The organism is Nonomuraea sp. 10N515B, assembly GCF_052245915.1.
In the GTDB taxonomy this organism is placed as follows: Bacteria; Actinomycetota; Actinomycetes; order Streptosporangiales; family Streptosporangiaceae; genus Nonomuraea.
The window spans coordinates 1-26,370 of the sequence record NZ_JBQQBQ010000052.1 but is presented as its reverse complement, the minus strand read 5'-3'; the positions used below and the strand labels follow the sequence as shown (position 1 = coordinate 26,370).

General features: G+C 70.5%; 21 protein-coding genes and 1 pseudogene. 8 read left to right on the top strand and 14 right to left on the bottom strand.

Annotated elements, in window-relative coordinates:
• Position 1 precedes the first annotated feature (1 nt).
• The 4 genes from ACTWQA_RS45120 to ACTWQA_RS45105 all read right to left on the bottom strand — a co-directional run bounded on the left by ACTWQA_RS45120 (position 2) and on the right by ACTWQA_RS45105 (position 6,961).
• Positions 2-2,827 carry a sensor histidine kinase gene (locus ACTWQA_RS45120; RefSeq protein ID WP_443165018.1) on the bottom strand — a complete coding sequence of 942 codons (2,826 nt, stop codon included), beginning with the start codon at positions 2,825-2,827 and terminating at the stop codon, positions 2-4.
• A 132-nt stretch (positions 2,828-2,959) separates the two neighbouring features.
• Complete coding sequence (locus ACTWQA_RS45115) at positions 2,960-5,185, bottom strand: [protein-PII] uridylyltransferase (RefSeq protein WP_443165017.1); 2,226 nt, start codon at positions 5,183-5,185, stop codon at positions 2,960-2,962.
• Between the two features lie 88 nt (positions 5,186-5,273).
• Positions 5,274-5,612, bottom strand: a complete 339-nt coding sequence (locus tag ACTWQA_RS45110; protein WP_043616024.1) for a P-II family nitrogen regulator — start codon at positions 5,610-5,612, stop codon at positions 5,274-5,276.
• Positions 5,609-6,961, bottom strand: coding sequence for an ammonium transporter (locus ACTWQA_RS45105; RefSeq protein WP_443165016.1), 1,353 nt, complete (start codon positions 6,959-6,961; stop codon positions 5,609-5,611). Before ACTWQA_RS45105 ends, ACTWQA_RS45110 begins: the two co-directional genes overlap by 4 nt.
• A 206-nt stretch (positions 6,962-7,167) precedes the next feature.
• Here ACTWQA_RS45105 and ACTWQA_RS45100 point away from each other — a divergent pair, with 206 nt between their 5' ends.
• Entirely contained in the window at positions 7,168-8,094 is a 927-nt protein-coding gene (locus ACTWQA_RS45100; protein WP_443165015.1) for an ABC transporter substrate-binding protein, read from the top strand.
• Positions 8,095-8,136: 42 nt separating this feature from the next.
• Here ACTWQA_RS45100 and ACTWQA_RS45095 read toward each other — a convergent pair whose 3' ends face one another.
• A complete protein-coding gene (locus ACTWQA_RS45095; protein WP_305918269.1) occupies positions 8,137-8,898 on the bottom strand; it encodes an MOSC domain-containing protein in 762 nt (253 codons plus the stop codon).
• A 10-nt stretch (positions 8,899-8,908) separates the two neighbouring features.
• The gene (locus ACTWQA_RS45090; RefSeq protein ID WP_443165014.1) at positions 8,909-9,718 is read right to left on the bottom strand and encodes an alpha/beta fold hydrolase; all 810 of its coding nucleotides are present in this window, start codon (positions 9,716-9,718) and stop codon (positions 8,909-8,911) included.
• Between the two features lie 82 nt (positions 9,719-9,800).
• Here ACTWQA_RS45090 and ACTWQA_RS45085 point away from each other — a divergent pair, with 82 nt between their 5' ends.
• On the top strand, positions 9,801-10,376 hold the full coding sequence (locus ACTWQA_RS45085) for a TetR/AcrR family transcriptional regulator (protein ID WP_443165013.1): 576 nt from the start codon (positions 9,801-9,803) through the stop codon (positions 10,374-10,376).
• Positions 10,377-10,566: 190 nt separating this feature from the next.
• Here the strand turns inward: ACTWQA_RS45085 and ACTWQA_RS45080 are convergent, their stop codons facing one another.
• From ACTWQA_RS45080 to ACTWQA_RS45060, 5 genes are all read right to left on the bottom strand, one after another.
• Positions 10,567-11,508 (bottom strand): sigma-70 family RNA polymerase sigma factor, encoded by a 942-nt coding sequence (locus tag ACTWQA_RS45080; protein WP_443165012.1) that lies wholly within the window; start codon positions 11,506-11,508, stop codon positions 10,567-10,569.
• A 67-nt stretch (positions 11,509-11,575) separates the two neighbouring features.
• On the bottom strand, positions 11,576-12,760 hold the full coding sequence (gene hutI, locus ACTWQA_RS45075; protein ID WP_443165011.1) for an imidazolonepropionase: 1,185 nt from the start codon (positions 12,758-12,760) through the stop codon (positions 11,576-11,578).
• Complete coding sequence (locus ACTWQA_RS45070) at positions 12,757-14,082, bottom strand: formimidoylglutamate deiminase (RefSeq protein ID WP_443165010.1); 1,326 nt, start codon at positions 14,080-14,082, stop codon at positions 12,757-12,759. Before ACTWQA_RS45070 ends, hutI begins: the two co-directional genes overlap by 4 nt.
• The gene (locus tag ACTWQA_RS45065) at positions 14,073-15,236 is read right to left on the bottom strand and encodes an allantoate amidohydrolase (RefSeq protein WP_443165009.1); all 1,164 of its coding nucleotides are present in this window, start codon (positions 15,234-15,236) and stop codon (positions 14,073-14,075) included. Before ACTWQA_RS45065 ends, ACTWQA_RS45070 begins: the two co-directional genes overlap by 10 nt.
• Positions 15,237-15,320: 84 nt before the next feature.
• Complete coding sequence (locus ACTWQA_RS45060; RefSeq protein ID WP_443165008.1) at positions 15,321-16,007, bottom strand: SDR family oxidoreductase; 687 nt, start codon at positions 16,005-16,007, stop codon at positions 15,321-15,323.
• 56 nt (positions 16,008-16,063) lie between these two features.
• Here ACTWQA_RS45060 and ACTWQA_RS45055 point away from each other — a divergent pair, with 56 nt between their 5' ends.
• From ACTWQA_RS45055 to ACTWQA_RS45045, 3 genes are read left to right on the top strand one after another with little or no spacing between them, the layout of a single operon-like run.
• Complete coding sequence (locus ACTWQA_RS45055; RefSeq protein WP_327584834.1) at positions 16,064-16,594, top strand: PadR family transcriptional regulator; 531 nt, start codon at positions 16,064-16,066, stop codon at positions 16,592-16,594.
• Positions 16,595-16,613: 19 nt separating this feature from the next.
• A complete protein-coding gene (locus ACTWQA_RS45050; protein WP_327584835.1) occupies positions 16,614-17,567 on the top strand; it encodes an ATP-binding cassette domain-containing protein in 954 nt (317 codons plus the stop codon).
• Complete coding sequence (locus ACTWQA_RS45045) at positions 17,564-18,313, top strand: ABC transporter permease (RefSeq protein ID WP_443165007.1); 750 nt, start codon at positions 17,564-17,566, stop codon at positions 18,311-18,313. The genes ACTWQA_RS45050 and ACTWQA_RS45045 overlap by 4 nt, the downstream gene beginning before the upstream one ends.
• Here the strand turns inward: ACTWQA_RS45045 and ACTWQA_RS45040 are convergent.
• From ACTWQA_RS45040 to ACTWQA_RS45030, 3 genes are all read right to left on the bottom strand, one after another.
• Positions 18,293-19,126, bottom strand: coding sequence for a MurR/RpiR family transcriptional regulator (locus ACTWQA_RS45040; protein WP_443165006.1), 834 nt, complete (start codon positions 19,124-19,126; stop codon positions 18,293-18,295). The genes ACTWQA_RS45045 and ACTWQA_RS45040 overlap by 21 nt on opposite strands.
• 157 nt (positions 19,127-19,283) lie before the next feature.
• Positions 19,284-20,933 carry a urocanate hydratase gene (gene hutU / locus ACTWQA_RS45035; protein WP_443165005.1) on the bottom strand — a complete coding sequence of 550 codons (1,650 nt, stop codon included), beginning with the start codon at positions 20,931-20,933 and terminating at the stop codon, positions 19,284-19,286.
• Between the two features lie 53 nt (positions 20,934-20,986).
• On the bottom strand, positions 20,987-22,696 hold the full coding sequence (locus ACTWQA_RS45030) for an ABC transporter ATP-binding protein (RefSeq protein ID WP_443165004.1): 1,710 nt from the start codon (positions 22,694-22,696) through the stop codon (positions 20,987-20,989).
• 219 nt (positions 22,697-22,915) lie between these two features.
• Between ACTWQA_RS45030 and ACTWQA_RS45025 the strand changes: the two genes are divergently transcribed.
• The 3 genes and pseudogenes from ACTWQA_RS45025 to ACTWQA_RS45015 all read left to right on the top strand — a co-directional run.
• A complete protein-coding gene (locus tag ACTWQA_RS45025; protein ID WP_443165003.1) occupies positions 22,916-24,292 on the top strand; it encodes a DUF4331 domain-containing protein in 1,377 nt (458 codons plus the stop codon).
• Positions 24,293-24,490: 198 nt separating this feature from the next.
• Complete coding sequence (locus ACTWQA_RS45020; protein ID WP_443165002.1) at positions 24,491-25,648, top strand: tetratricopeptide repeat protein; 1,158 nt, start codon at positions 24,491-24,493, stop codon at positions 25,646-25,648.
• A pseudogene (locus ACTWQA_RS45015) lies at positions 25,645-26,370 on the top strand (hypothetical protein); the annotation flags it as partial. The gene ACTWQA_RS45020 and the pseudogene ACTWQA_RS45015, both read left to right, overlap by 4 nt.

Below are 26,370 nucleotides of genomic sequence, written 5' to 3'. Positions count from 1 at the left end.
CTTACTCACTCTGTTCCTCCTGTCCACGAAGTTCCTGGCGACCGCGGCGCACACCCTGTTGGTAGCTGGCCAGCCGGCTGCGTATCCGGTCCGCTGAGACCGGCTGCGCAGGCGCCTGCCGCTGCTGCGGCTGTTGGGCCGGCGCGGGTGGCTGGCTCGCCGTACCCGGCACCAGGTTGGCCTTGGGGGTGCGCTTCGGCAGCCCGGCGGCAGTCGTGCCGCCGAGGCTGGGCTCGCTGGCTGCGGCCGCCGCCCGCCATCCGGCGTCTGCGGCCGTTCGCCACGCTTCCTCCCCAGAGGGTACGGGTTGCGCGGGAGTGGCCCCGACCTCGCCCGCGGGCTTCGGCTGCTCGCCGGGCGGCCTGCGGAACCAGGCGGACTCCACCGATGCGAAGATCGGCAGGTATTCCTCCTGCTCCGGCTCCATCGGCGACACCTCGACCGACGGCGTCGGGTCCGGCTTGCGCACGTCGTTCGTCGCGTACGACTGCGGCGTCTGGAACGCGCCATTACCAGATGGGTAGGCCCCCGGGCTGGGGTACGACGAGAAGGACCCGGAGTCGAACGAGGGCGGCTGTCTGCGGTAGGAGCCCCCGTCGGTGTCGGCGGTGAACCCGGATATCCCGCTACGGCCGGGGTCCGCGCCGAAGGAGTCGAACGCGGGCTTCTGCGCACCGGGCACGCTGTCGTACGGACCGGGTCTGGCTGGTCCGCGGTCGGCGGAGTCGAAGCTGCCGAACGACCGGAACATGCCGTTCTGCGGCGCCTGCGGGCTTGGCGTGCCGAACGCCGGGGTGGGCGCGGTCCCGCCACCGAACGCGGGACGCTGCGGCAGCGGCTGCTGCTGCATGCCGTCGGCGATCAGCGTGGGCGGCAGCAGCACCATGGCGATCAGGCCGGCGCCCTCGCCCTTCCTGAGCTGCACCCTGATGCCGTGGCGCAGCGCCAGGCGGCCGACCACGAACAGGCCCATCCGCCGCGACACCGACACGTCCACCACGGGCGGCTCGGCCAGGCGGCGGTTGGCCTCGGCGAGCTCCTCCTCGGTCATGCTGATGCCGGTGTCGCTCACCGACAGCAGCGCGCCGCCACCCTCGATGAGGCTGCTGGTGACCATGACCTGGGAGGTGTTCGGGGAGAACTGGATGGCGTTCTCGACCAGCTCGGCGACCAGGTGGACCAGGTCGTTCGCGCAGCTGCCGAGCACCGACGTGGTGCGGTGGACCCGGACCTGGACCCGCTCGTAGCCCTCGACCTCCGACAGCGCGGCGCGGACGACGTCGACCAGCTTGGCCGGCTGGCTGCGCCGGCGGGTGGCCTCGTGGCCGGCGAGGACCAGGAGGTTCTCGGAGTTGCGGCGCATGCGGGTGGCCAGGTGGTCCAGCTTGAACAGGTCGGCCAGCCTGGCGCCCTCCTGCTCGCCCTTCTCCAGGCCGTCGATCAGTGAGATCTGCCGCTCGACCAGCGTCTGGGTGCGGCGCGAGAGGTTGACGAACATCGAGCTGATGTTGCCGCGGAGCTCGGCCTCCTCGCCCGCCAGGCGCACGGCCTGCCGATGCACCTGGTCGAAGGCGCGCGCCACTTCACCGATCTCGTCGTTGCCCTCGACCTCGATCGGCCGTACGTCGGTGACCGCCGCGTCGCCGTTGACCCGCAGCTGGCGCACCACGTCGGGCAGGCGGAAGCCGGCGATCTCCAGGGCCTCGGTACGCAGCCGGCGCAGCGGGGTGACCATGGATCGGGCGATGGCCACGGTGAGCAGCAGGACCAGCACCAGCAGCGCGACGATCAGCACACCCGCGATGATCGCGTTGCGGATCTCGGACTCGCGCAGCTCCTGGCTCCGCAGGTTCACCTGGCCGGCCAGATCCCGCTCGATGTTGTGCAGGACGTCGATGACGACGCCGTTGTTCTCGAACCACTCCTGGCGGCTGGCCCTGGCGGAGATCAGGTTGTCCGTGATCCGGACGCCGGGCGCCCGGCCGCTGGCCAGCGTGATCGCGCGGGACTTGGTGAGCTGGACGCCGACGTACTCGGGCCTGGAGGTCAGCGTCTTGGACAGCTGCAGGCCGGTCTCGACGCCGGCCTCGGTGCCGACGGTCGAGATGTCGTCCAGCTGGCGGGCGTTGGAGGCGATGAACTGCTCGACGGTCTTGGAGTCCACCGAGTTGGGGGCGTAGGAGGCCTGGAGCAGCAGGACCCGCTGCCGGGAGACCTCTTCTTTCGCCCGCGCGAGCGCGCTCAAGGCGCGGAACTGGCCCACGATCTGGGAGTCCTCGGACATGAGGCTCAGCTCGTCGTGCAGGTTGAGCAGGCTGTCGGTGAGGAAGTCGTACTGGATGGTGCGGGTCTGGCCCTCGGCCCTGATCCGCGTCAGCCGGGTCAGGTCGCCTCGCGCCTGCTCGGCCGCCTTGACCACGCGCGGGCCGTAGGAGTCGTCGATCGAGTCGATGTCGGTGCGGACGGTCGCGACGAGCTTGTCGACGGCCGCCTTGCGCTCGGCGAGCGGCTGGGCGAGCGTCTTGCGCATCGCACGGCTGGCGCCGATCCAGCCGCCGGTGTCACGCTCCATGCCGATCGCCTGGACCAGGTCGCGGATGCGCCCCGACTGCTCGGCGGCGGTGGCGGTGCGGTCGTAGTCGGCGATGCTCTGGACTGAGGCCGCCACGTCCGCGCCGCCCAGCACGACGGCGGCGATGGTGGGAACCAGGATGAGCGCGGTCAGACGCCACCGCACGCGCCAGTTGCGCAGGCGAAAGCGTGGCAGCGACCGCTTCCCGCGGTCCCGCTTCGCGGCGACGCCGCTGTCGGAGTTCCCCGTAGTCACTGCTTCCGCTACCCCTCACATCGTCCCGTTGGCAACGGGCCTCAAGCCGTCCACAAGGTATCCGAGCAACCGACTTAACCGTCAATTCCGACACAATCGTTACATTTGTGACCGGCAGTCGTGTGCTCTTGGTTATCGCAGCGCGGCAAGCACTTGATCGCGGACTTGCGCCCTCTGCGCATCGTCGCTGAGGGGGCGACCGGCGCGATCGACAACGTAGAAGACGTCAACCGCCTCCGCGCCGAGAGTCTCTACGCGAGCGGCTCTCACGTCAAGACCGCACTCCCCGAACGCCCGTCCAATACGCCACAGCAGCCCCGGCCTGTCATGGGCCCTGACTTCCACGACGGTGGCCGTCGCGGAGGCGTCGTCGACCAGTGTCACCCGAGGTGGGGCCACAGGTACGCGGGGCGGCCGCACCGCACGCGAACGGCGGGCCAGCCGCTGCTCGATGTCAAGACGGCCGGCAAGGACGAGACGGAGATCGGACTCCAGCGTGGCGGGGTCGGGCGGGGTGCCGTACTCCGGGATGACGGAGAACTCGATCACCGCTGTGGAGCCCGCGGAGGCGGACGAGGCGGAGCGCACGATGAGCCGGTGCGCGGACAGCACGCCGGCGGCGCTCCAGAGCAGCCCCACCCGGTCAGGGGCCACGACCGTGACCGACCCGCCGTTGACGCGTACGGCGCCGCCGCCGTGCCTGGCCAGCGCGGTCTGGTCCGCCGACAGGGTGGGCGGCTTGGGCGGCGGCGAGCCGGCCAGCACGGACCTCACCCGGCGCACGAGGTCGGCGACCAGCCCGGCCTTCCAGCTGTTCCAGGCGGCGGGCCCGGTCGCGTGGCCGTCGGCGACGGCCAGCGCGGCCAGCAGGTCCAGCACTTCCCGTGAGCCGACGGTGCCGGCGACCTTCTCGATCGTGACGGGGTCGTCGAGGTCCCTGCGGGTGGCGGTCTCGGGCAGCAGCAGGTGGTGGCGTACGACCGTGGCCAGGGTGTCCACGTCGGGCGTGGGCAGGCCGATGCGGGTGGCGATGTCGCGGACGACGACCTCCCCGGTCGCCGAGTGGTCGCCTGGCCAGCCCTTGCCGATGTCGTGCAGCAGCGCCGCGATCAGCAGCAGGTCGGGACGCGAGACCTCGCGGGTGTGGCTGGCGGCGTTCGCGGCGGCCTCGATGAGGTGCCGGTCGACGGTGAAGCGGTGGATCGGATGGCGCTGCGGGCGATGGCGGACCCGCTCCCAGTCAGGAAGCAACTTGACAAGGATGCCCGCCTGATCGAGCTCCTCCCACACGGGCACGGCAGCGCGGCCGGCGCCGAGGATCGACACCAGCGCGTCACGGGCCTCCTCGGGCCACGGCACCGGCATGGGAGGCGACTGAGCTGCGAGAACGGACACCGTAGCGGGGGCGAGCGGCAATCCGGAGTCCGCCGCGGCGGCCGCCGCGCGCAGCACCAGGACGGGGTCCTTGCGGGGGTTGATCCCCCGGGCGAGCACCACTTCGCCGCCGTGCTCGACCACGCCGTCCGCCAGCGGGCGGCGGCCTCGGGGAGCGGGGCCTGACAGGAGTCTGTCAACGGTGCGCCAGGTGCCGTCGAAAGCATGAGAGATCGTGCGGCCCGACTCGGCGAGCCTGCGCATGAGCGCCTCGGCGTCCAGCAGGCCGAGCAGCCCGGCCACGGCGTCCTGCTCCTGCAGGACGAGCCGATCGGTGCCGCGGGCGGTGACGATGTGCAGCGCGTGCCGCACGTCGAGGATGAACTCGTAGGCCTCCCGCGCCCGGGGACCCGGCGCGGAGGCGACCCAGGCCGCCGCCACGGCCTGCATGGCCTGGACGTCACGGAGACCGCCGCGGCCGTCCTTGAGGTCGGGCTCGAGGAGGAAAGCGAGCTCGCCGCTGGCCTGGGCCCGCTGGTCGGCCGCGTCACGCAGCTCGCCCAGCCTGCGCCGGGAGTCGGCCCGCCACTCGGCGAGCACCGCCTCCCTGGCCTTCTTGGTCAGCTCGGGGTCGCCGGCCACGTGCCTGGCCTGGATGAGGCCGAGCACGGCCTTCAGGTCCTGCCTGGCGACGGCCACGGCCTCTTCGACCGTGCGCACGGAGTGATCCAGATTGACCGCGGAGTCCCAGACCGGATACCAGATCCGGTCGGCGATCCTGGCCACGTCGGGCCGCCCGTTGTGCAGCAGGACCAGGTCGAGGTCGCTGCCGGGGGCCAGCTCGCCCCTTCCCAGGCTCCCGACGGCGACCAACGAGACGTGGTCGCCGTCGCTCGCCGTGCGGAAGAGATCCTTGAGCCATCGGTCGGTGTCCACGGTCCGCTCCTTGCGGGCCGCGGCGTACGAACGGGCCTCTCCCCTCACTCCTGCGCCCCCTTGCCGAGCTCCGCCCGGACGCCGTTGTCCGGGCTTCGCCGCACATCAATGATGGAAACCCTGCCGTGCTCCCAGGTCACAGGGCCTCCGGGCCCCTCTCTCCCGTGCGTACGCGGATGACGGTGTCCACGGGCACGGACCAGACCTTGCCGTCACCGATCTTGCCGGTGTGCGCGGCCTTGACGATGACGTCGATCACGTCCTCGGCGTCATCCTCTTCGGCGAGGACTTCCAGCCGGACCTTCGGCACCAGGTCGACCTGGTATTCGGCACCGCGGTAGACCTCGGTGTGGCCGCGCTGCCGGCCGTAGCCGCTCGCCTCGCTGACCGTCATTCCCTTGATGCCGAACTGTTCCAGTGCGGCTTTCACGTCATCCAGCTTGAAGGGCTTGATGATCGCCGTGATGAGCCTCATGCGTCCACCTTCTTAGGAGCGGGGGCGGGGCCGTTGGAGGACGTCACGCCCGAGGCGTGGAAGGTGCCGATGTCGTAGCCGGTCTCGGCGTGGGTGGTGATGTCGACACCGGTGACTTCGGCGTCTTCCGCGATGCGGAAGCCCATCGTCTTGTCGATGATCTTGCCGAGGATCCAGGAGATCACGAAGGAGTAGAGGCCGACCACGACCGGGCCGAGCACCTGGAGGCCGAGCTGGCTGATCTGCCCGCCCTCGATCAGGATGCCCTTGTTCTGGCCGGGCAGGAACGGGTAGGCCGCGAAGAAGCCCAGCGAGATGGCGCCGATCAGACCGCCGACCAGGTGCACGCCGACCACGTCGAGGGAGTCGTCGTAGCCGAGCTTGTACTTCAGGCCCACGGCGTAGGCGCAGATCACACCGGCGAGCAGGCCGATGACCACGGCCGCCCACGGGTCGACGAAACCACAGGCCGGGGTGATGGCGACCAGACCGGCCACCGCACCGGAGGCGACACCGAGCGTGGTCGCGTGACCGTCGCGCAGCTTCTCCACCAGCATCCAGGCGCCGGCCGCGACGGCGGTGGCGACCTGGGTGTTCATGAACGCCAGACCGGCGGTCTGGTCGGGAGCGAGCTCGGAGCCGGCGTTGAAGCCGAACCAGCCGAACCACAGCAGACCGGTGCCGAGCAGCACCAGCGTCAGGTTGTGGGGCCGCATGGGCTCCTTCTGCCAGCCCTTGCGCTTGCCCAGGACGAGCGCGAGCGCGAGCGCCGCGGCACCGGCGTTGATGTGGACGACCGTACCGCCGGCGAAGTCCTCGATGCCGAGCTGCCCCAGCCAGCCGCCGCCCCAGACCCAGTGAGCGACGGGGAAGTAGACCAGGGTGGCCCACAGCAGGGAGAACACCACCCACGCGCCGAACTTGGCCCGGTCGGCGATCGCGCCGCTGATCAGCGCCACGGTGATGATGGCGAAGGTCAACTGGAAGGCGGAGAAGACCATGAGGGGGAAGTTGTCGGCCGCCGCGGCTTCGGCGGTGACGTTGCCGCCCTCGAGGATGAGACCCTCGTAGACGGCGTTGAAGACCCCGCTCAAGCCGAGGAAGTCCAACCCTCCGATGATCTTGTTGGCGACGCCGGAGCCATCGCCAGCGGGGTCGAACGCGAGGGAGTAACCGTAGAGGACCCAAGCGACCGTGACGACGATGATGCTGACGAACGACATCATCATCATGTTCAGGACGCTCTTGGCCCTGGTCATGCCCCCGTAGAAGAACGCGAGGCCCGGAGTCATCAGCAGCACCAGGGCGGTGCATACCAGCATCCAGGCGGTAGTGCCGCTGTCGATCATCGAAGCGACCCTCCTTACGTGTGACGTGTTGCCACAGCGTGTTCTCCCGGAGTTTCGTGGCGCGACCAGGCTTGTTTCACATTCGTGAATCTCGCCGGACGGGTGTTTCAGGTACGTTTCGGACGTCTCACAGATCCCATTCCTGCGCGGCAATTTCCGGCATGAGATACTTAGGGTTGCCTAACCTAAATGATCAAGGAATGCTCATGCGTCTCCGCCTGGCCGTCGCCGCCACGCTCCCCCTGCTCGCCCTCGCCGCGTGCGGAACCTCCACCTCCTCCCAGGAGACGGGCCCCACCAGGACCGTCAAGCACGCCATGGGCGAGACGAAGGTGCCGATGACCCCGCAGCGCGTCGTGGTCCTCGACACGGACAAGCTCGACACCATGGTCACGCTCGGCCTGGCGCCCGTGGGCGCGGCGCAGGCCCAGGAGAACCAGAAGTGGCCTGCCTACCTGGGCTCGGCCCTGTCCGCCACCAAGGCGGTGGGTACCCTCCAGGCCCCGAACATCGAGGCCATCATCGCGCTCAAGCCGGACCTCATCCTCGGCTCCAAGTTCCGGCAGGCCGCCTTCTACGACAAGCTCAGCAAGATCGCGCCCACCGTGTTCACCGAGAAGGTCGGCGTCACCTGGAAGGAGAACTTCCTGCTCGACGCCGAGGCGCTGGGCAAGAAGGACCAGGCCACGCAGTCGCTGTCCGCCTATGAGACGCGGGCCAAGGAGGTCGGCGCGAAGTTCTCGAAGCTGGAGGTCGGCATCGTGCGGTTCATGCCGACCGAAATCCGGGTCTACGGCCCCGAGTCGTTCAGCGGCATCGTCGTGGGTGACGCCGGGATCCCCAGGCCCGCGGCGCAGCAGCTCGCCGACCAGCAGGACAAGCGCTTCGGCAAGCTGAGCCAGGAGAACATCGCCAAGGCCGAAGCCGACGCGATCTTCTACAGCGCGTACGGCGAGGCCGCCGCCAAGTCGCAGGCCACGGTGACCGGCGGGCCGCTGTGGAAGAACCTGGAGGCGGTCAAGTCGGGCAACGCCCACAACGTGGACGACGAGATCTGGATGCTCGGCATCGGCGTCACGGCCGCCGGCAAGATCCTCGACGACCTGGACAAGTACCTCGCGCCCCTGGCCTGAGCCAGACGAGCCTGGGCCGGGCGCGACGCACCGCGGCCCGGCTCAGCCGAGACGCACCGGATCGCCCTTCCTGATCCGGCCGGGCCGCAGCACGCGCGCGTAGACCCCCGCGCACGGCTGCGGTCCCATATCGAACACCGGCACCCTGTTGTGCCTGGCCACCGTCCGCAGCGCCTCGACATCCCGCCCCAGCGCCCCGTGCGCCAGCGTCGGCACGGCACAACGCGGGCTGGCCACGATGACCTCCAGCACCACGTCGCCACCCACGTGCAGCTCCCGGCCCACCCAGTCGTTCTCGGGGAAGCCCGCCGGGCCTGTCGCGATGATCAGGTTGGGGCGGTAGCGGAGGACCTCGACGTGCCCGCGCGGGCTGAGCGCGCCGATCCGCTCCACGGCCGAGGTCGAGATCAGGTGCACCGGCGCGAAGTCGAAGAACGTGCCGCCGGGCGAAGCGGCCCCGAGCGTGCCGACGGTGTGCGGCACCTCCGCCTCGATGCCCTCGGCCAGCACCCGCTCGGGAACGGAGCGCTCGAACTCGGCACCCTCCGGCGGCACGTCGATCAGCCGCACCGCGCGCCCCAGCAGCCGGGACAACTCCGCGTCGTCTGGGACGCGTGCCCCTTCGATAGTCAGCAGATCCCGCCAGAGCCGCGGGTTCTTCGCGCTGGCGATCTTCCCGGTGGCGACATCGAGCACCGCCCGCGCGCGATCACCGGCCAGCCCGCGCTCGGTCACCTCACTCTCCGCGATCTCCTCACCAAGCATCGATTTGACCGGATAACGACGCAGCGTCTCAACATGCACGCAAGGCAGCCTATGACTCCTGAGCCGCCCAGAAGCGCCGCACATGCGGCACCAGCTCGGCGGCCCGCTCGTCGGGGAAGAACAACCGGCCGCCTTCGATCTCGACGATCTCTCTGACGCCGGGGATCGTGTCGCGCAACCAGCGGGCCCAGCTCACGTCGAAGAAGACGTCGCCCGTGCCCCACACCACGAGCGTCGGCACGGTCAGCACGGTGAGCTGCGGTTCGATGGCGATCATGTCCTTGGCGTCGAGGGAGGCCAGCATGCGCTCGAAGGCCCGGCCGCCGTCCGGCTTGGCGAAGATCGGCCGGAGATACGCCTCCACCAGCGCGTCGGGGTCGTCGATCCGCTCGTAACCTTCACCGAAGGCGGTCTGGGCCACCAGCTCCGGCTGGTCGAGCACGGCTGCGGTGAGCTCGGCCAACTCGCCCCTTCGCGCCAGCTCGACGGTGGGTTCGAACGCCTTCGGCGGGGTGTTGGTGTGCACGTCGCAGTTGGTGAGGGTGAGCGTGCGGAGTCGCTCGCGGTGCCGTACCGCGAAGATCTGGGCGACGGCGCCGCCGGTGTCGTTGGCGACGAGATCCACGTCGGTGAGGCCGAGCTCTTCGCACAGCTCCTCCACCGCCTCGGCGAGCGCGGGGATCGACAGGTCCTCGCGCGGCGCGCTGCCGCCGTGCAGCGGCAGGTCGATGGCGACGCAGCGGCGCTCGTCGCGCAGCTCGGCGATGACGTTGCGCCACAGGTACGAGCTGGTCCCGACGCCGTGCACGAACAGCGCCACCGGCCCCTGCCCGACGTCCACGTAGTTGATGCCGTCCACAGTTGACCTCCACATCGGATTACAAACCGACTGTCGGTCTATGAAATTACCGACTGACAGTCGGTTTGTCTACAGTGAGTCCATGAACCTCAAGGCGGAGCGCGGCGCGGCAACCCGCGACAAGGTCCTGGCCATCGCCACGCGGCTGTTCGCCGAGCGGGGCTACGACGACACCTCGATCGAGACGGTCCTGCAGGAGACGGGGCTGAGCAGAGGGGCGCTCTACCACCACTACGCGGGCAAGGACGTCTTGTTCGAGGCGGTGCTCGAGGCCACGGAGTCGGCCGTGCAGGTAAAGATCATGGAGGCGGTGAACGGCATCACCGACCCTGCCGCCGCACTGAGGGCCGGGGTCCTGGCCTGGATCAGGCTCGCCGGGGACCCGGTCATCAAGCAGATCGTCCTCATCGACGCGCCTGCGGTGCTGGGGTGGGAGCGGTGGCGGGCCATGGAGGAGCGCTACTCGTTCGGCATGCTGAAAGCGGCCTTGAAGGGCACGAAGGCGGTGCCCGCGGAGTTTCTGGACCTGCACGCGCACATGCTGCTGGCCGCCATCAACGAGAGCGTCCTGCTGGTGGCGCGGGGCGGCGACCACGCCGCCGCCGAGGCGGCCGTCGAAGAATTCCTCCGCCGGCTCCTCCACCCCACTGGTGGCTGAGCACCGCTACAGCCGCCGGCCCCCACCGCGCCACGCCCCGCCGGCGCGGCGCACGCCGGCCTCCGCCGTCGCATGGGGTGGCAGCACATGACGCGGCTGCTCCGAAGCGGCTGTGTAGGCCCCAGCCGGCGGGCAAAAGGTGAGCCGCCGGGTCCGGAGGAGCGGAGCCGGCGGCTGCGGAAGAAGGGGGTCAGGCGGCGGCCGTGGCCATCTTGCGGAGGCGAGCCAAGGCGTCGCGTTCGATGCGCCGGGCCCGGTCGCGGCCGATGCCGTAGCGCTCCCCGACCTCGGTCAACGTGTGCTCACGCCCGTCCAATAGCCCATAGCGCCACCGCAACATCTCGCTGGTCGGCCCCTCGAGCCCGGTCAGCCACAGCTCCAGCCGCTCCCGCTCCAGGATGTCGATCGCCTGCTGCTCGGGATCGGCCCACGTGTCGTCCGCAATCATGTCGCCGAGTTCGGTCTCGTCCTCGTCGCCCACCCCCAGCTGGAGTGAGACGGGATCGGAGGCCCAGCGCCGCAGCTCACGCACCCGTTCGATGGGCAGGTCGAGGATCTCGGCAAGATCGTCATCGGTCGGCTCGGCGTCGAACTCGGCCAGCATGTCCCTGCGGACGCGCATCAGCCGGGTCATCTGCTCCCCGGCGTGCGTCGGCAGCCGCACCGGCCGCGCCTGCTCGTGGATGGCCCGCCCCACCGACTGCCTGATCCACCACGTCGCGTAGGTGGAGAACTTGTATCCGCGCTGGTAGTCGAACTTCTCCACCGCCCGCACCAGGCCAAGGTTCCCCTCCTGGACGAGGTCGATGAGCGGCATCCCCCGGCCCGAGTATTTCCTGGCCACCGCCACCACCAGCCGGAGGTTGGCCTGGATGAACTCGTCCTTCGCCCGCTGACCCGAGATGGCCAGGCGCTCCAGCTCCTCGTCGGCCGCATCCCCGATGCGCGGCTCCGAGCCCCCGCTGTCGAGCAACTGCTCGGCGAAGAGTCCCGCTTCGATCCGCTTGGCGAGCTCCACCTCTTCCTCCGCTGTAAGCAACGGGACCCGGCCGATCTCCGCCAGGTATGTCCCCAGCAGATCTCGATCCGCGACGTGCTGCTCCTGCGTGCGACTCCCCGTAGGCCTTGCCATCCCCAGGCACCTCGTTCCGCAGCTGCGTTCTATATCCGGCCAACGTCCGGCCAGATGCAAAGATTCCCTAAAGCACTACGTCCGAGGGAGGGTTCTGGATGTCCTCCTCAAGGAGGAGACCGCCCTGAAGCACCTGGTGAACGAGGGGAACGCCGGGCCGATAGGCCAGATGCACGTATGAGGGGGCGTCGAGCACGACGAGGTCCGCGCGGGCTCCGGGCCGCAGCCACCCTACGTCCGTGCGCCGCAACGCGCGCGCCCCGCCGTACGTGGCCGCCCTGATCGCCTCCAGCGGCGTCATGCGCATCTCGCGCACGGCCAGCGCCACGCAGAACGCCATCGACGAGGTGTAGGAGGACCCCGGATTGCAGTCGGTGGCCAGCGCCACGGTGACCCCGGCGTCGATCAGCCGTCTGGCGTCCGGATACGGCGACCTGGTCGAGAACTCGGCCCCCGGCAACAACGTCGCCACCGTCTCCGAGGACGCCAGCGCGTCCACGTCCGCGGGCGTCAGGTGCGTGCAGTGGTCGGCCGAGGCGGCCCCCAGCTCGCAGGCGATCCGCACACCCGGCCCTTCACCGAGCTGGTTGGCGTGCACCCGCACCCCGAGCCCCGCCTTCATCCCGGCGCTGAGGATCTCCCGCGTCTGGTCACCGTCGAACGCCCCGCGCTCGCAGAACACGTCCACCCACTTGGCGTACGGCGCGCACGCCTCCAGCATCTCCCCGGCCACGAGCCGCACGTAGGAGTCGGCATCCATGTCCGCCGGCACCACGTGCGCCCCCAGGAAGGTGGTCTCGCCGGTCAGCCCCGTGGCGATCTCCAGGGAGCGCCGCTCGTCCTCGACCGTCAGCCCGTAGCCGCTCTTGATCTCCACGGTGGTGGTGCCCTGGGCGCGCATCTCGGTCACCAGGGCACGGGCGCGGGCGGCCAGTGCGGCGTCGCCGGCCTGCCGGGTGGCGGCGACCGTGGTCCTGATGCCGCCCCCGGTGTAGGGCTCGCCGGACATCCGGGCCCGGAACTCCGCCGTCCGGTCGCCGGCGAAGATCAGGTGCGCGTGGCTGTCGACGAAGCCGGGGATGACGGCGCGCCCTCGCACGTCCACTCGCTCGTCGGCGTCAGGGGCCCGCGCGGCGGGACCCACCCAGGTCACCAGGCCGTCGGCCAGGACCAGCGCCGCGTCGGGGATCTCCTCTCGCTCCGGGTCGCCGGTGTACAACAGCCCGATGCCGTCGATGAGGGTCGTGGTCATCGCAGTGCTCCGATCGCCTCGGCCAGCAGAGATCCGACGTCGCCCAACACGTGCCTGCCGTCCTCGACGACGCGCCGCCCGCCGGACACCACCGAGTGCACGTCGGCCGCCGTGGCGGCGAACACCACGGCCTCCGCTCCTCTCGCGCCCGCCGTGCGCACGGAGTCGAGGCGCACCGAGACCAGGTCGGCTCGGGCGCCGGGCACGAGCATGCCCGCGTCGGGGAAGCCGAGCGAGGTGTGGCCGGCGGTCGTGGCCGCGGCGAGCAGGTCGGCGGCGGACCAGTGGCCGCGTTTCCCGCTGGCCAGCCGCTCGTCCAGCTCGACCGCCCTGGCTTCTTCGAACAGGTCGATCACGGCATGGCTGTCGGAGCCGAGCGTGATCGGCGCGCCCCGGTCGGCGAGGGTCCTGGCGGGGCCGATGCCGTCGGCGAGGTCGCGTTCGGTGGTGGGGCACATGCAGACGTGCGTGCCCGAGTGGGCGAGCAGCTCGACGTCCACGTCGGTCAGGTGGGTGGCGTGCACGGCGGTCGAGCGCGGTCCCAGCGCCTCGTGCTCGTGCAGGAGCTGGACGGGCGTGGCGGCGTACATCTCGACGCAGGCCGCGTTCTCCGCGCGCTGCTCGGAGACGTGCACGTGCAGGGGCGCCGCGTACCGGTGGGAGAACTCGGCGACGACCGGCATCTGCTCGGGCCGCACCGCACGCACCGAGTGGATGGCCGCGCCGATCTCCACGTCACCCTGACCTTCGTAGAAGGCGGCCAGCTCATCGGCCCTGACGGCCCAGCGCTCGGCGTCACCGTCGCCGAAGCGGACCTGCGCGCCGGTCAGCGGCGCGCCCATGCCGCCGGACAGGTAGCAGGTGTCGAGCAGCGTGATGCGCAGCCCGGCGTCGCGGGCGGCCTGGACGAGCGCGTGGCCCATGGCGTTGGGGTCGTCGTACGGCTTGCCGCCCGGCGCGTGGTGCAGGTAGTGGAACTCGCCCACACAGGTCACCCCGGCCAGCGCCATCTCGGCGTACACGGCCGTGGCCAGGCGCAGGTAGGTGTCGGGGTCGAGCCGGGCGGCCACCTCATACATCCGATCGCGCCAGGTCCAGAAGTCGCCCTTGCCCTCCTGCGCGGCGCCTCTGAGCGCACGGTGGAACGCGTGCGAGTGGGCGTTGGCCAGGCCGGGAACGGTGATCCCGGCCAGCCGTTCTGCGTCGGCGGGCGGCGGGCCCTGGCCGATCCGCGCGATCCTGTCTCCCTCGACCACCACGATCACGTCGCCCGCGACGCCGTCGGGCAGCCAGGCCTGCTCGCACCAGTACGTCAGCGACACAGATCCTCCAGCACGTTCGCCAGTGCCACGACTCCCGCCTCGCAGTCTGCCTGCTCGGCGTGCTCATCGGGGGAATGGGACACGCCGGTGGGGTTTCTGACGAACAACATCCCGGTCGGCACGCCCGCCGCGGCCATGATCCCGGCGTCGTGCCCGGCGCCGGTCGGCAGGATCGGCGCGGGCGTTTCGCCGCCCGACAGCCGGGCCAGCCGGTCCCTGAGCTCCGCGTCGAAGCCGACCACCGGCGTCCATGATTCTTCCCGCACGTCCAGCCCTTCCGCCAGCTCGGCCACCAGCTCACGCACGTGCCGCTCGTCCGCCCCGCGGGCGTCCAGCCAGGCGGAGACCAGGCCGGGGACGGCGTTGGCGTTGCCGGGCGAGACGCGCACCTTGCCGACCGTGGCCACCACGCCGTGCCGCTCGGCGCCCGCGCGGGCGGCCAGCACCATGCGGGCGAACGGCAGCATCGGGTCGTCGCGGTCGGCCAGCCTGGTGGTGCCCGCGTGGTCGGCCCGGCCGCGGAAGTCGAACCGCCAGCGCCCGTGCGGCCAGATCGCGCTCGCCACGCCCACCGGCCGTCCCTGGTCGACGAGCCCGCGGCCCTGCTCGACGTGGAGCTCCACGAACGTGCCGACGGTGGCCAGCGTCTCGTCGTCCCGCCCGATCCCGTGCGGCTTCCGCCCGGCCCTGGCCATGACGTCGGCCAGGGTGTCGCCGTCGTCGTCGGTCAGCGCGAGCGCCCTGTCCGGCTGGATCGCGCCCGTCAGCAGCCGCGACCCCATGCACGGCACGCCGAATCTGGCGCCTTCCTCGTCGGTGAAGCAGACCACGCCCACGGGCCGCCCCGGCGTCACACCGCGGCTCTTCAGCAGGTCGAGGGCGGCGAAGGCGGAGACGACGCCGAGTGGACCGTCGTACGCGCCGCCCTGCCGCACGGAGTCGAGGTGGCTGCCGGTCACCACGCCGGGCCGGCCGGCCGGGTCGCCCCACCAGGCCCAGAGGTTACCGTTGCGGTCCTCCCGCAGGTCGAGGCCCCGTCGCGCGGCCTCCCCCGCGAACCACTCCCGTAGCTCCATGTCGGCCTCCGACCAGGCGTCCCTGACGTAGCCGCCGGTCGCCGGGTCCCGTCCTATGCGCGCGAGTGGTTCAAGCATGGACCCACTGTAGTGAATGGATCCATTCAGCGTTCTCTTGCCGAGCCGATGGCTCGGAGAGCTGAATAGATATCCGCACGTCGTTCAGCTGACGGGCCCGGCCGCCGGTCGCAGGGTCAGCTCGGTGAGGTGGGCGTCGGGGCCCGCCATGACGGCGGCCAGCACGGCCCGCGCCACGCTCTCCGCCCGCAGGTATTTGCCGGGCTCGAACGGGCCGCCCTCGTATCTGCGCACCTCGTGCTGCATGTCGGTGGCGACCCGGCCCGGGTAGACGGTGGTCACCCTGAGGTCGGGCTCCTCCAGCCGCAGCGCGTCGGCGAAGGCCTTCAGGGCGAACTTGCTGGCCGCGTAGGCGGCCCAGTTGGGGTTCGCCCGCTGGCCGGAGCCCGAGTTGACGCACACGACGTGGCCGCGGGCCGCGCTGAGCGCGGGCAGCAGCAGCCTGGTGAGCTCGGCCACCGCGACGACGTTCACCTCCATGGTGCGGCGCCAGACCTCGGCGGGCAGGTCCGCGATCCTGCCGAGCTCGGCGATGCCCGCGGAGTGCACCAGCACGTCGAGCCGCTCGATGCCCGCGACGTCCGCCTCCGTGATCTCGGTCAGCTCCACCGGCCATGGCCGCGCCTCGGGCAGCTCCGCCGCCACCTCGGCGAGCGCGCTCTCGTCCCGCCCGCCCAGGATGACGTGATGCGTGGGCCCCAGCGCCCTCGCAACGGCCGCGCCGATGCCCCGGGAAGCGCCGGTGACCAGCGCCGTAGGTCGTTCAGTCATGAGGGTCAGCATATTGATGTTGACGGTTACTCAAATTTGAGTACAAACTTGAACCCATGTCATCGATGCGCGTCCTGATCCTGGGCGTCCTCCTCAACGGCCCCATGAACGGCTACGGGGTCCGCAGGCGACTGGAGGGGATGAGCGCCGACGTCTGGGCCAGCGTCGCCTACGGCTCGATCTACCACGGACTCGGCAAGATGGCCGACGAGGGCCTGCTGGAGCTCGTCGAGGCGGGCAAAGGCGGCAAGGGCGTCTACGCGATCACGCAGGCGGGCCACGAGGAGTTCCAGCGACTGCTGCTGAAGGCCTGGCACGAGGTCAGACCCATCATCGACCCGTTCCAGGTGGCGCTGACGTTCATGGACAAGCTGGAAAAGCAAGAGCTTTTGAGCGCTCTGCATGGCAGGATGGCGCAGCTCAAGATGGGCGTCGACACGATGGGCCACATCATGGACCTCAAGCACCACCACGGCGCCCCTGGCCACATCCGCGAAAACCTGCTGCTGACGCGGGCCATGCTCCAGGCCCAGCTCGACTGGATCGAAAAGGCGATTCCGCGCGTCGAGGCAGACGAACTGCCGTGAATTTCATCCAAGGAGTCTCATGATCGTTGAGGCGCACGACTTAAAGAAGACGTTCACCACCAGGAGCCGCAAGGGCCCGCAGACCGTCGAGGCGGTGCGCGGCGTCGACCTGCGGATCGAGAAAGGCGAGATCTTCGGCGTGCTCGGGCCCAACGGCGCCGGCAAGACCACCACGATCAGGATGCTGGCCACGCTGATCACCCCCGACGCGGGCACGGCCGTGATCGCCGGGCACGACCTGCTCAAGGAGCCCGCCGCCGTCAGGAGCCGGCTGGGCTACGTGAGCCAGGCCGGCGGGGTCGAGGACACGACCAGCGCCAGGGCCCAGGTCATGATGGCCGCCAAGATCCACGCCGTGGCCGATCCGAAGCAGGCGACGGCCGAGGTGCTGGAGCGCTTCGATCTCACCGAGATCGCCGACCGCCCCGGCCGTACGCTCTCCGGCGGCCAGAAGCGGCGGGTCGCCATCGCGATCGGCCTGGTGCACAACCCGCCGCTGCTCTTCCTCGACGAGCCCACCACCGGCCTGGACCCGCAGAACCGGGCCAACCTGTGGGACCGCATCGAGCAGCTCCGCGAGTCGGGCACCAGCGTGCTGCTCAGCACCCACTACCTGGACGAGGCCGACGCGCTGTGCGACCGGCTGGTGATCGTCGACCACGGCCTGGTCGTGGCCGAGGGCACCCCGGCCGCGCTCAAGCGCGAGGTCTCCGGCGACGTGATCACGCTCAGGGTCGACGATCCCGCGCGGGCGGCCGAGACGCTCGGGCCGCTCGCCCGGGAGACCCGACTCGACGAGGACCTGCTGCGCGTCTACGTGGACGACGGCGAGCACACGCTGCCCGCGCTGCTGCGGGCGCTGGAAGAGCAGGGCGTGAAGCTGAGCTCGATCGCGCTCGACCGCTCCACGCTCGACGACGTGTTCCTGGCCAAGACCGGCCGATCCCTGCGCGACACCGGAGCCGCCGCATGATCCGCCACACCGCCCTCTTCACCGGCTACGAGCTGAAGAAGTCGTTCAGCAATCCGATCTGGCCGCTGTTCGGCATCCTGCAGCCGGTGCTCTATCTGGTGATGTTCGCTCCCCTGCTGAAGACCATGACGCCCGGCGGCACGACGGTCGACGCCCTGCGCATGTTCACCCCGGCGGCGATGATGATGATCGCCGTCTTCGGGTCGATGTTCTCCGGGTTCGGGCTGATCGCGGAGCTGCGCGGCGGCTCGATCGAACGCTACGCCGTCAGCCCCGCGTGGCGACCGGCCATCGTGCTCGGGCGGGTGGCCAAGGACATGGTCCAGCTGGTCCTCCAGGCGATCCTGGTGCTGATCGTGGCGATCGCGATGGGCGTGCGCATCGGGGCCGTCGAGCTGGTGCTCGTGCTGGTGCTCATGGCCGCGACCGGCCTGTTCGCCTCCAGCCTGTCGCAAGGGCTGGCGCTGACCATCCGGGACGAGAACGGCATGTCGCAGACGCTCAACCTGTTCATGCTGCCGATCATGCTGCTGGCCGGGCTGTTCGTGCCCATCTCGTTCGCGCCCGAATGGATGAAGGCGATCGCGCCGGTCAATCCGCTCTACCACGCGGTGGAGGCGGGGCGGGCGCTGTTCGCCGGGCAGCTGTCCGACTCCTCGATCCCGATCGCGTTCGCGCTGTTCATCGTGCTGGCGGTGGTGACCACGATCTGGTCGATGCGGTCGCTAGGCAAGATCGCCGGGTAGGAACGCGCCGGTCTCGTCGGTCATCCGCTCGTACTCGTCGAGCCGGGCCTGCGTACGCAGCGGCGCCGCGTCCGCCATGGCCTCCACCAGGGCCATGGCGAGAGCCAGCGGCGCCGCATGCGAGTCGAACACGAGCCGGTCGCCGACCGGCGCGTCCAGCACCACCTCGGCCGGGAAATCCGGCTTGTCGGTGATCGCCGCCACCCTCAGCCCGAGCTTTTCCGCGTAGTCCAGGGCCTGCACCGCTTCCGCGGGATAACGCGGCAACACCACGGCCACCAGCCACTCCGCCCCGGCTCGCCGCGCCGCGTGCAACCCGTCGGTCAGCTCCGAACCGCCGTGGGTGAGCAGCCGCACGTCGGGGTGGATGCGGCGGGCGTAGTAGGCGAACGTCGTGGCCAGCCCGCAGGAGACCCGCAGGCCCAGCACGGGCAGGGGCTCGGTGGCGGCCAGCTGCTCGCCCAGCTCCTTGAGCGGGAACGCCGTCAGGCGCTCCCGCACCACGGCCAGGTTGCGGATCTCAGAGTCGATGGCGCCGCGCAGCAGGCTCTCCTGCGGCTCGGGCACCCCGCCGCCCAGCACGAGGGGCCGCAGCGCCTGGCGTAGCTCCGGATATCCGGCGAAACCGAGCACCATGGCGAATCTGGTCACCGACGGCTGGCTGACCCCGGCCCGCTCGGCGAGCTCGACACTGGACAGGAAGATCGCCTCGTCCAGGTGCTCGCCGAGGTAGTGCGCGATTCTGCGCTGCACGGGCGACAACCTCCGGCCATCCAGCAGCACACCCAACCCACCGTGATATCCGTCGCCCACGCCACCTCCAACGTCGTCTGCCCGGCATTCTCATCCCACACCCATGCACCGGCTGGGCCTTACTTCGGCCGAGGCCCCCGCCTGCGCGCCACGCCCTCCCAGGGCCGCGGCGGCGAGACGACGTGCAGTGCGGTTCGGCGCAACCGGGACGGGGACGTCAGGACTCCCGCATCGGGATGCGGACACCACGCGCGTCGGCGACCTCGGCGGCCTCCTCGTAGCCGGCGTCCACATGCCGCATGACGCCCGTCCCAGGGTCATTGGTGAGCACCCGGTTCAGCTTCTCCCCGGCCAGCGCCGTGCCGTCGGCCACCGTCACCTGACCGGCGTGGATGGACCGCCCGATCCCGACCCCGCCCCCATGGTGAATCGACACCCATGCCGCCCCCGAGGCCGTGTTGAGCAGGGCGTTCAGGAGCGGCCAGTCCGCGATCGCGTCCGACCCGTCCGCCATGGCCTCGGTCTCCCGGTACGGCGACGCGACGGACCCGCTGTCCAGATGGTCGCGCCCGATCACGACGGGCGCCTGAAGCTCTCCCGAGGCCACCATGTCGTTGAAGCGCTCCCCGGCCACGTTGCGCTCGCCGTATCCCAGCCAGCAGATGCGCGCGGGCAACCCCTGGAAGTGCACCTTCTCCCCGGCTTTCCTGATCCACCGGGCGAGCGGCTCGTTCTCGGGGAAGAGCTCCAGGATGGCCCGGTCGGTGGCGGCGATGTCGGCGGGGTCGCCGCTGAGCGCCGCCCACCGGAACGGCCCCTTGCCCTCGCAGAACAGCGGCCTGATGTACGCGGGCACGAACCCGGGGAAGTCGAAGGCCCGCCCGTAGCCGGCCAACCGCGCCTCGCCCCTGATCGAGTTGCCGTAGTCGAAGACCTCGGCCCCCGCGTCCTTGAACCCGACCATGGCCTCCACGTGCCGCGCCATCGAGGTCCGAGCCCGCTCGGTGAACCCCGCGGGATCTTTCTCCCGCGCCGCGGCCATGTCCTCGAAGGCGATGCCGAGCGGCAGGTACATCAGGGGATCATGGGCGGAGGTCTGGTCGGTCACGATGTCGATCTCTGCTCCGCGGGCCAGCAACGCGGGCACCAGCTCCGCGGCGTTCCCCACGACCCCGATCGACAGCGGCCGCCGCGCGTCGCGGGCCTCGTACGCCAGCCGCAGCGCCTCATCCAGCGAGGCGGCCTCCACGTCGAGGTAGCGGTGCTCGATGCGGCGGGTGACCGAGCGCGGATCGCAGTCGACGCAGATGGCCACGCCGCCGTTCATGGTGACGGCCAGCGGCTGGGCGCCGCCCATCCCGCCCAGCCCCGCCGTCAGCGTGATGGTGCCGGCCAGCGTCCCGCCGAACCGCTTGGCGGCGACGGCCGCGAACGTCTCGTACGTGCCCTGCAGGATGCCCTGCGTGCCGATGTAGATCCACGACCCGGCGGTCATCTGCCCGTACATGGTGAGCCCGGCCGCCTCCAGCCGCCGGAACTCCTCCCAGTTGGCCCAGTCGGGCACCAGGTTGGAGTTGGCGATCAGGACGCGCGGCGCCCATTCGTGCGTGCGGAACACGCCGACCGGCCGCCCCGACTGCACGAGGAGCGTCTCGTCGCCCTCGAGCGTGGTGAGCGTCCTGACCAGCGCGTCGTAGGACGCCCAGTCACGCGCCGCCTTCCCCGAGCCGCCGTAGACGACCAGCTGCTCGGGGTGCTCGGCGACCTCCGGGTCCAGATTGTTCTGGAGCATCCGGAGCGCCGCCTCCTGCGGCCACCCCTTGGCGGTGATCGTGGTGCCTCGCGGCGCGCGCACGGTGCGGCTCATGGTGACCCTCCTGAATGAAGGCATTCATCTATGTCACCCGCAGACTACAACGACTATCCGACGAGGAACTGGGTGGCGGCCAGCTCGCGGTAGAGCTCGTCCGCGCCCACCAGCTCGGCGTGCGTCCCGATGGCCCGTACGCCGCCGCTCTCCATGACCACGATCCGGTCGGCGTTCGTCACCGTGGACAGCCGGTGGGCGATGACCAGCACGGTCGTCTCCGTGGCCACCTCGGCGATGACCTCGCGCAGCCGCATCTCGTTGACCGCGTCGAGCTGCGAGGTGGCCTCGTCGAGCAGCAGCAGCCTGGGCTTGCGCAGCAGCGCCCGGGCGATGGCGACCCGCTGCCGCTCGCCGCCGGACAGCAGCACGCCGCGGTGCCCGACCGCGGTCTCCAGCCCTTCGGGCAGCCTCGCCACGAGGTCGTCGAGCCGGGTGCGGGCGAGGGCGCGGCGCAATTCCTCCTCGGTGGCGTCCTGGGCGGCGAAGAGCAGGTTCTCCCGCAGGGTGCCGGCCAGCACGGGGGCGTCCTGCTCGACGTACCCGAGCGCGGCGCGCAGCTCGCCCAGCGGCCAGTCGCGGATATCGCGCCCGCCGATCTCGATCTTCCCATCCTGGTGGTCGTAGAACCGTTCGAGCAGGCCGAACACCGTGGACTTGCCTGCTCCCGACGGCCCCACGAGCGCGGTGAGCCCGCCGGGCGGCACTTCGAAGCTGACCCCGTCGTGCACGACCGGCCGGTCCTCGCCGTACCGGAACACGACGTTCTGGAACGTCACCCCCACCGGCTCAGCACCACTCGCGACCACCACAGGCTCGGCGGGCTCGGCCGGCAGCTCCTCGATCTCCTTGATGCGCTTCAGCGCGGCCAGCCCCTGCTGGAGCTGGACCCCGCCCTGCACGAGCTGCCCGATCGGCGGCACCAGGTAGAACAGGTACAGCAGGAACGCGATCAGCGACGACACCTCCAGCGCGCCGGAGGCGACCCTGGCCCCGCCGACGGCCAGCACGGCGAGGAACGCGATCTGCACCGCCATCCACGTCGCCACCCCGGCCAGCGACGTCCACCCGGCGACCTGCAGCCCCCGGTCGCGGGCCCGCACCGCCGCGTCGCCGACCACGGCGATCTCCCGCTCCTCCGCGCCGCTCGCCTTGACGGTCCGGTACGCCTGCAGCGCCCGGTCCAGCACCGCTCCCATCTCGCCCACGGCCTCCTGGGCCTGCGACTGCGCCCGCTGGATCTTCGGCATGATGAGCGCGACGAGCCCGCCGATCACCACGATCACGAGCAGCGTGATCAGCAGCAGCACGCCGTCCATCGCCACCATCAAGGCGATGGCTCCGACCAGCATGAACGCCGCACTGACCGACTCGACGATGCCGTTGGTCAGCACCGCGCGCAGCAGCGTCGTGTCACCGGTCACCCGCGACAGGAGATCGCCGGGCTTGAGCCGGTCCACGTCGGCGACCTTGAGCCGGAGCATCCGGTCGACGAGCCTGCGCCGGGCGCCGAGCACGATGCCCTCGCCAGTGCGCTCCATCAGATAGCTGCCGGCGGCCGACACGACGGCGCCGATCAGCACCGCCGCGGTTAACCCCAGCAGCGGCCCGGCCATGGACCCGCCTTGGCCGAAGGCGTCCACGACGTACTTGGCCAGCAGCGGCATCGCGAGCCCCGCCGCCGATCCGATCAAGCCCAGCAAGCCGCCCACGAGCAGGACCTTCCGGTGCGGGCGCACGTAGGCGAGCAGTTCCTTGATCACCACATCTCCTCTCACGACACATCTCGATGTGCTCCAACGAACGGGATGACGATATCCACACCGGTCAACCTAAATTGACGACCTAAGTATGTCAACTTTGGTTGACCCTCCTCCTTGAGGAGGAGACCGACATCCGGATGCGGCCCACGGACGAATAGGGCGTCGAGGAACCCGGCCGGAACCTCGCACCAACCGATCAGCCCTTCGAAAGGACCGAAAATGGAGCTCCGGATCAACCGGCGCGCTCTTGTCGGACTTGGCCTCGCCGCAGCGGTTGCCGCGTCGTCGTTGGCCGTGCTCCGTACCGACTCCGGCATGGCTTCCTCGCACCGCGAGGCCCCCATGACCGCGGGTCTGCCGCAGATCGACAACACCGACGTGTACGCGTTCGTCAGCCCGGACAAGGCCGACACGGTGACCCTGCTGGCCAACTGGAACGGATTCCAGGAGCCCAACGGCGGCCCCAACTTCTACCCGTGGGACACCCGCGCGCGGTACAACATCAAGATCGACAACAATGGTGACGCCAAGACCGACATCACCTACCAGTGGACGTTCCGCGACGAGGACAAGCGCGGCAACAGCACGTTCCTGTACAACAACGGCCCCGTCACCTCGCTGAACGACCCCAACCTGCTCTTCCGCCAGCGCTACACGCTCAAGCGCATCACGCCGGGCGGCACCCAGACGCTGGTCTCCGACGGCATCGCCGCGCCGAGCAACGTCGGCCCGGCCTCCATGCCCGACTACGGCACCCTGCGCACCCAGTCCATCAAGGACCTGCCGAACGGCGGCAAGACGTTCGCCGGCCAGTCGGACGAGGCGTTCTTCCTGGACCTGCGCGTGTTCGACCTGCTCTACGGCGGCAACCTGTCCGAGGTCGGTCAGGACACCACCAGGGGCTACAACGTCAACACGATCGGCCTCCAGGTGCCGCAGAAGGACCTCGCGCTCAAGGGCGACCCCAAGCGCAACCCGGTGATCGGCATCTGCTCGACGACCGACAAGTTCAACGGCAGCAGGTACGTCCAGGTCTCGCGCCTGTGCAACCCGCTGGTGAACGAGGTCGTCGCGCCCGCCGGACTCAAGGACGCCTACAACGCCCTGGACCCGTCGAAGGACGCCGACGTGGCGGCCCTGGTCAAGCGGGTCACCGACCCCGAGGTGGCCAGGCTGCTCGAGGCCATCTACGGCATCAAGGCGCCCGCGACCCCGCGCAACGACCTGGTCGAGATCTTCCTGACCGGCATCGCCAAGCAGAACGGCCCCATCAAGGCCGACCTGAACTCGCAGGTGCTCAACAAGGACGCGGGCAAGCTGCGTCCCTCCGAGCAGTTGCGGCTCAACATGTCGATCCCGCCCTCGAAGGACCCGAACAGGCTCGGCGTCCTGGCCGGTGACCTGCAGGGCTTCCCCAACGGCCGCCGCCTCGGCGACGACGTCGTGGACATCGAGCTGCAGGCCGTGGCCGGCGCCGCGCAGTCCGGCAAGCTCGTGCCCGGCCTGACGGACAAGGTGGACAAGAACGACAAGCCGTTCGGGCAGTCGTTCCCGTACATCCCGCTGCCCAGCAACGTCGCTGTGAACCAGCGCTAGACCCCGACCGGCCGGCTTCCCTCTCTCCAAACCGGCCGGTCCACCCCGGCGGCAGACCCCCGTCTCCCATCGTCTGCCGCCACAGAGAGGGCCGGCCGGCCGTGTTCCCCGTCACGGCCGGCCGTCCCGACACCCAGCTCTGGAGCCTTCGACATGCGCACCCTCGGGATATTCGCCGGATTCGCCCTCATCGGGGCAATGATCTTTACGATCGTCTCCTTCTCCACCACGCCCGCGACCGAGCCCGCGGCGGCGGCCAAGCCCCACACCGAGACCCTCCAGGAACGGCTCAGGCGCCTGCCCGGCGACTACCGCGGCTGGGCAGAGCTCGGCGCCCAGTACGTGGACCAGGCCAGGATCATCGGCGACCCGTCGTACTACACCAAGGCCGAGGGCGCGCTCGACACCGCCGCCAAGCTGAAGCCCGGCGACGACGCGGTGCTGGCGGGCCAGGCCGCCCTGGCGGCCGGCCGCCACGAGTTCGCCGAGGCGGCACGGCTGGCCGAGCGGGCCCTCGACGCCAACCCGTGCTCCGCCATGGCCTACGGTGCGCTGGCCGACGCCAAGACCCAGCTCGGGGACCTGCGCGGCGCCGAACGGGCCGTGGCCAAGATGCTGGACCTGCGCCCGGGGGTGGCGGCGTTCGCCCGCGCCTCCTACGCCGCGGAGCTGCGCGGCGACGTGGACGGGGCCCGCAGGTACCTGGACTACGCGCACCAGGACGCCTGGCTCCCGGCCGACCTCGCCTACGCCCGCTACTACCTGGGCGAGCTGGCGCTGCACGAAGGCGACCTGGTCACTGCCAACGACTGGTACACCAAGGCACTCCAGGCCTACCCCGCCTACACGCCGGCCCTGGCCGGCCAGGCCAAGGCCGCGGCGCTCGGCGGTCGCCTGACCGAGGCACTCGACATCTACGGGCGGGTCGTCGAACGACTCCCGCTCCCCCAATACCTCATCGAGCAGGGCGAGACCCAGCTCAAAGCCGGTGGGCGGCCCGACTGGACGCTGCTCAAGGCGCAATGGCAACTGCTCGATTCCGCCGGGGTGCGGGACAACCTGACGCGGGCCGAGTTCGCGTCCGACCACGAGGACCCGGAGCTGGCCGTGAAGTACGCCAGGGCCGAGTACGACCGCAACCGCAACCCCGTCTCCGCCGACGTCCTCGCCTGGTCCCTGTACAAGGCGGGCAAGCCGGAGGAGGCGCTGCCGTACGCGAAGAAGGCCACCTCGACCGGCTGGCGCAACCCGCTGATCCGCTACCACCGCGCCAAGATCGAGCAGGCTCTGGGCCTGCCGGCGCGGGTGGACCCCGGCTTCGATCCGTCACTCTCCGCCCTCGCGAGGTTCTCATGAGACCGGTCCGGCTCGGCCTGCTGTCCGGGGCGGCGGCCCTGCTGCTGTCCCTGTGCGCGGGCGTCCTGCTGCCCGCCTCGGCCCAGGCTGTGTCGTCGCTGCACCCGCTGGGCAAGTTCACCGCCAACCACTACAACGGCCTGCGGATCACCCCGGCCGAGGTACGCAACCTCGCCGTCGTGGACCTGGCCGAACTGCCGACCCTGCAGGCCAAGCCGCAGGTCAACGCCGGGTACGCGGCCCGCCGCTGCGCCGCGCTCGCGGCCGCCCAACGTCTCGTGGTCGCCGGGAAGGCGGTGCCGTGGCAAGTGGCGAGCTCGGAGTTCGCCTACGCCCCCGGCGAGGGAGGTCTCCAGACCAGCCGCCTGACCTGCCGGCTCGTCGCCGCGGTCCGCGCCTCGGGAGACGTGGAGTTCACCGACGGGTTCGAGCAGGACAGGATCGGCTGGCGGGAGATCACCGCCGTCGGCGACGGGGTGCGACTCTCGCGATCGTCGGTGCCCGCCGTGAGCGTGAGCCGGGAGCTGCGGGCGTACCCGGACGACCTGCTGTCCGACCCGCTCGATCAGCGCACCGCCACGCTGACCGCGTCCGCCGTGCCCGGGTCCGGCACCATGTCCGACGTGCCCGGGTCCGGCACCATGTCCGACGTGCCCGGGTCCGGCACCATGTCCGACGTGCCCGGGTCCGGCACCATGTCCGACGTGCCCGGGTCCGGCACC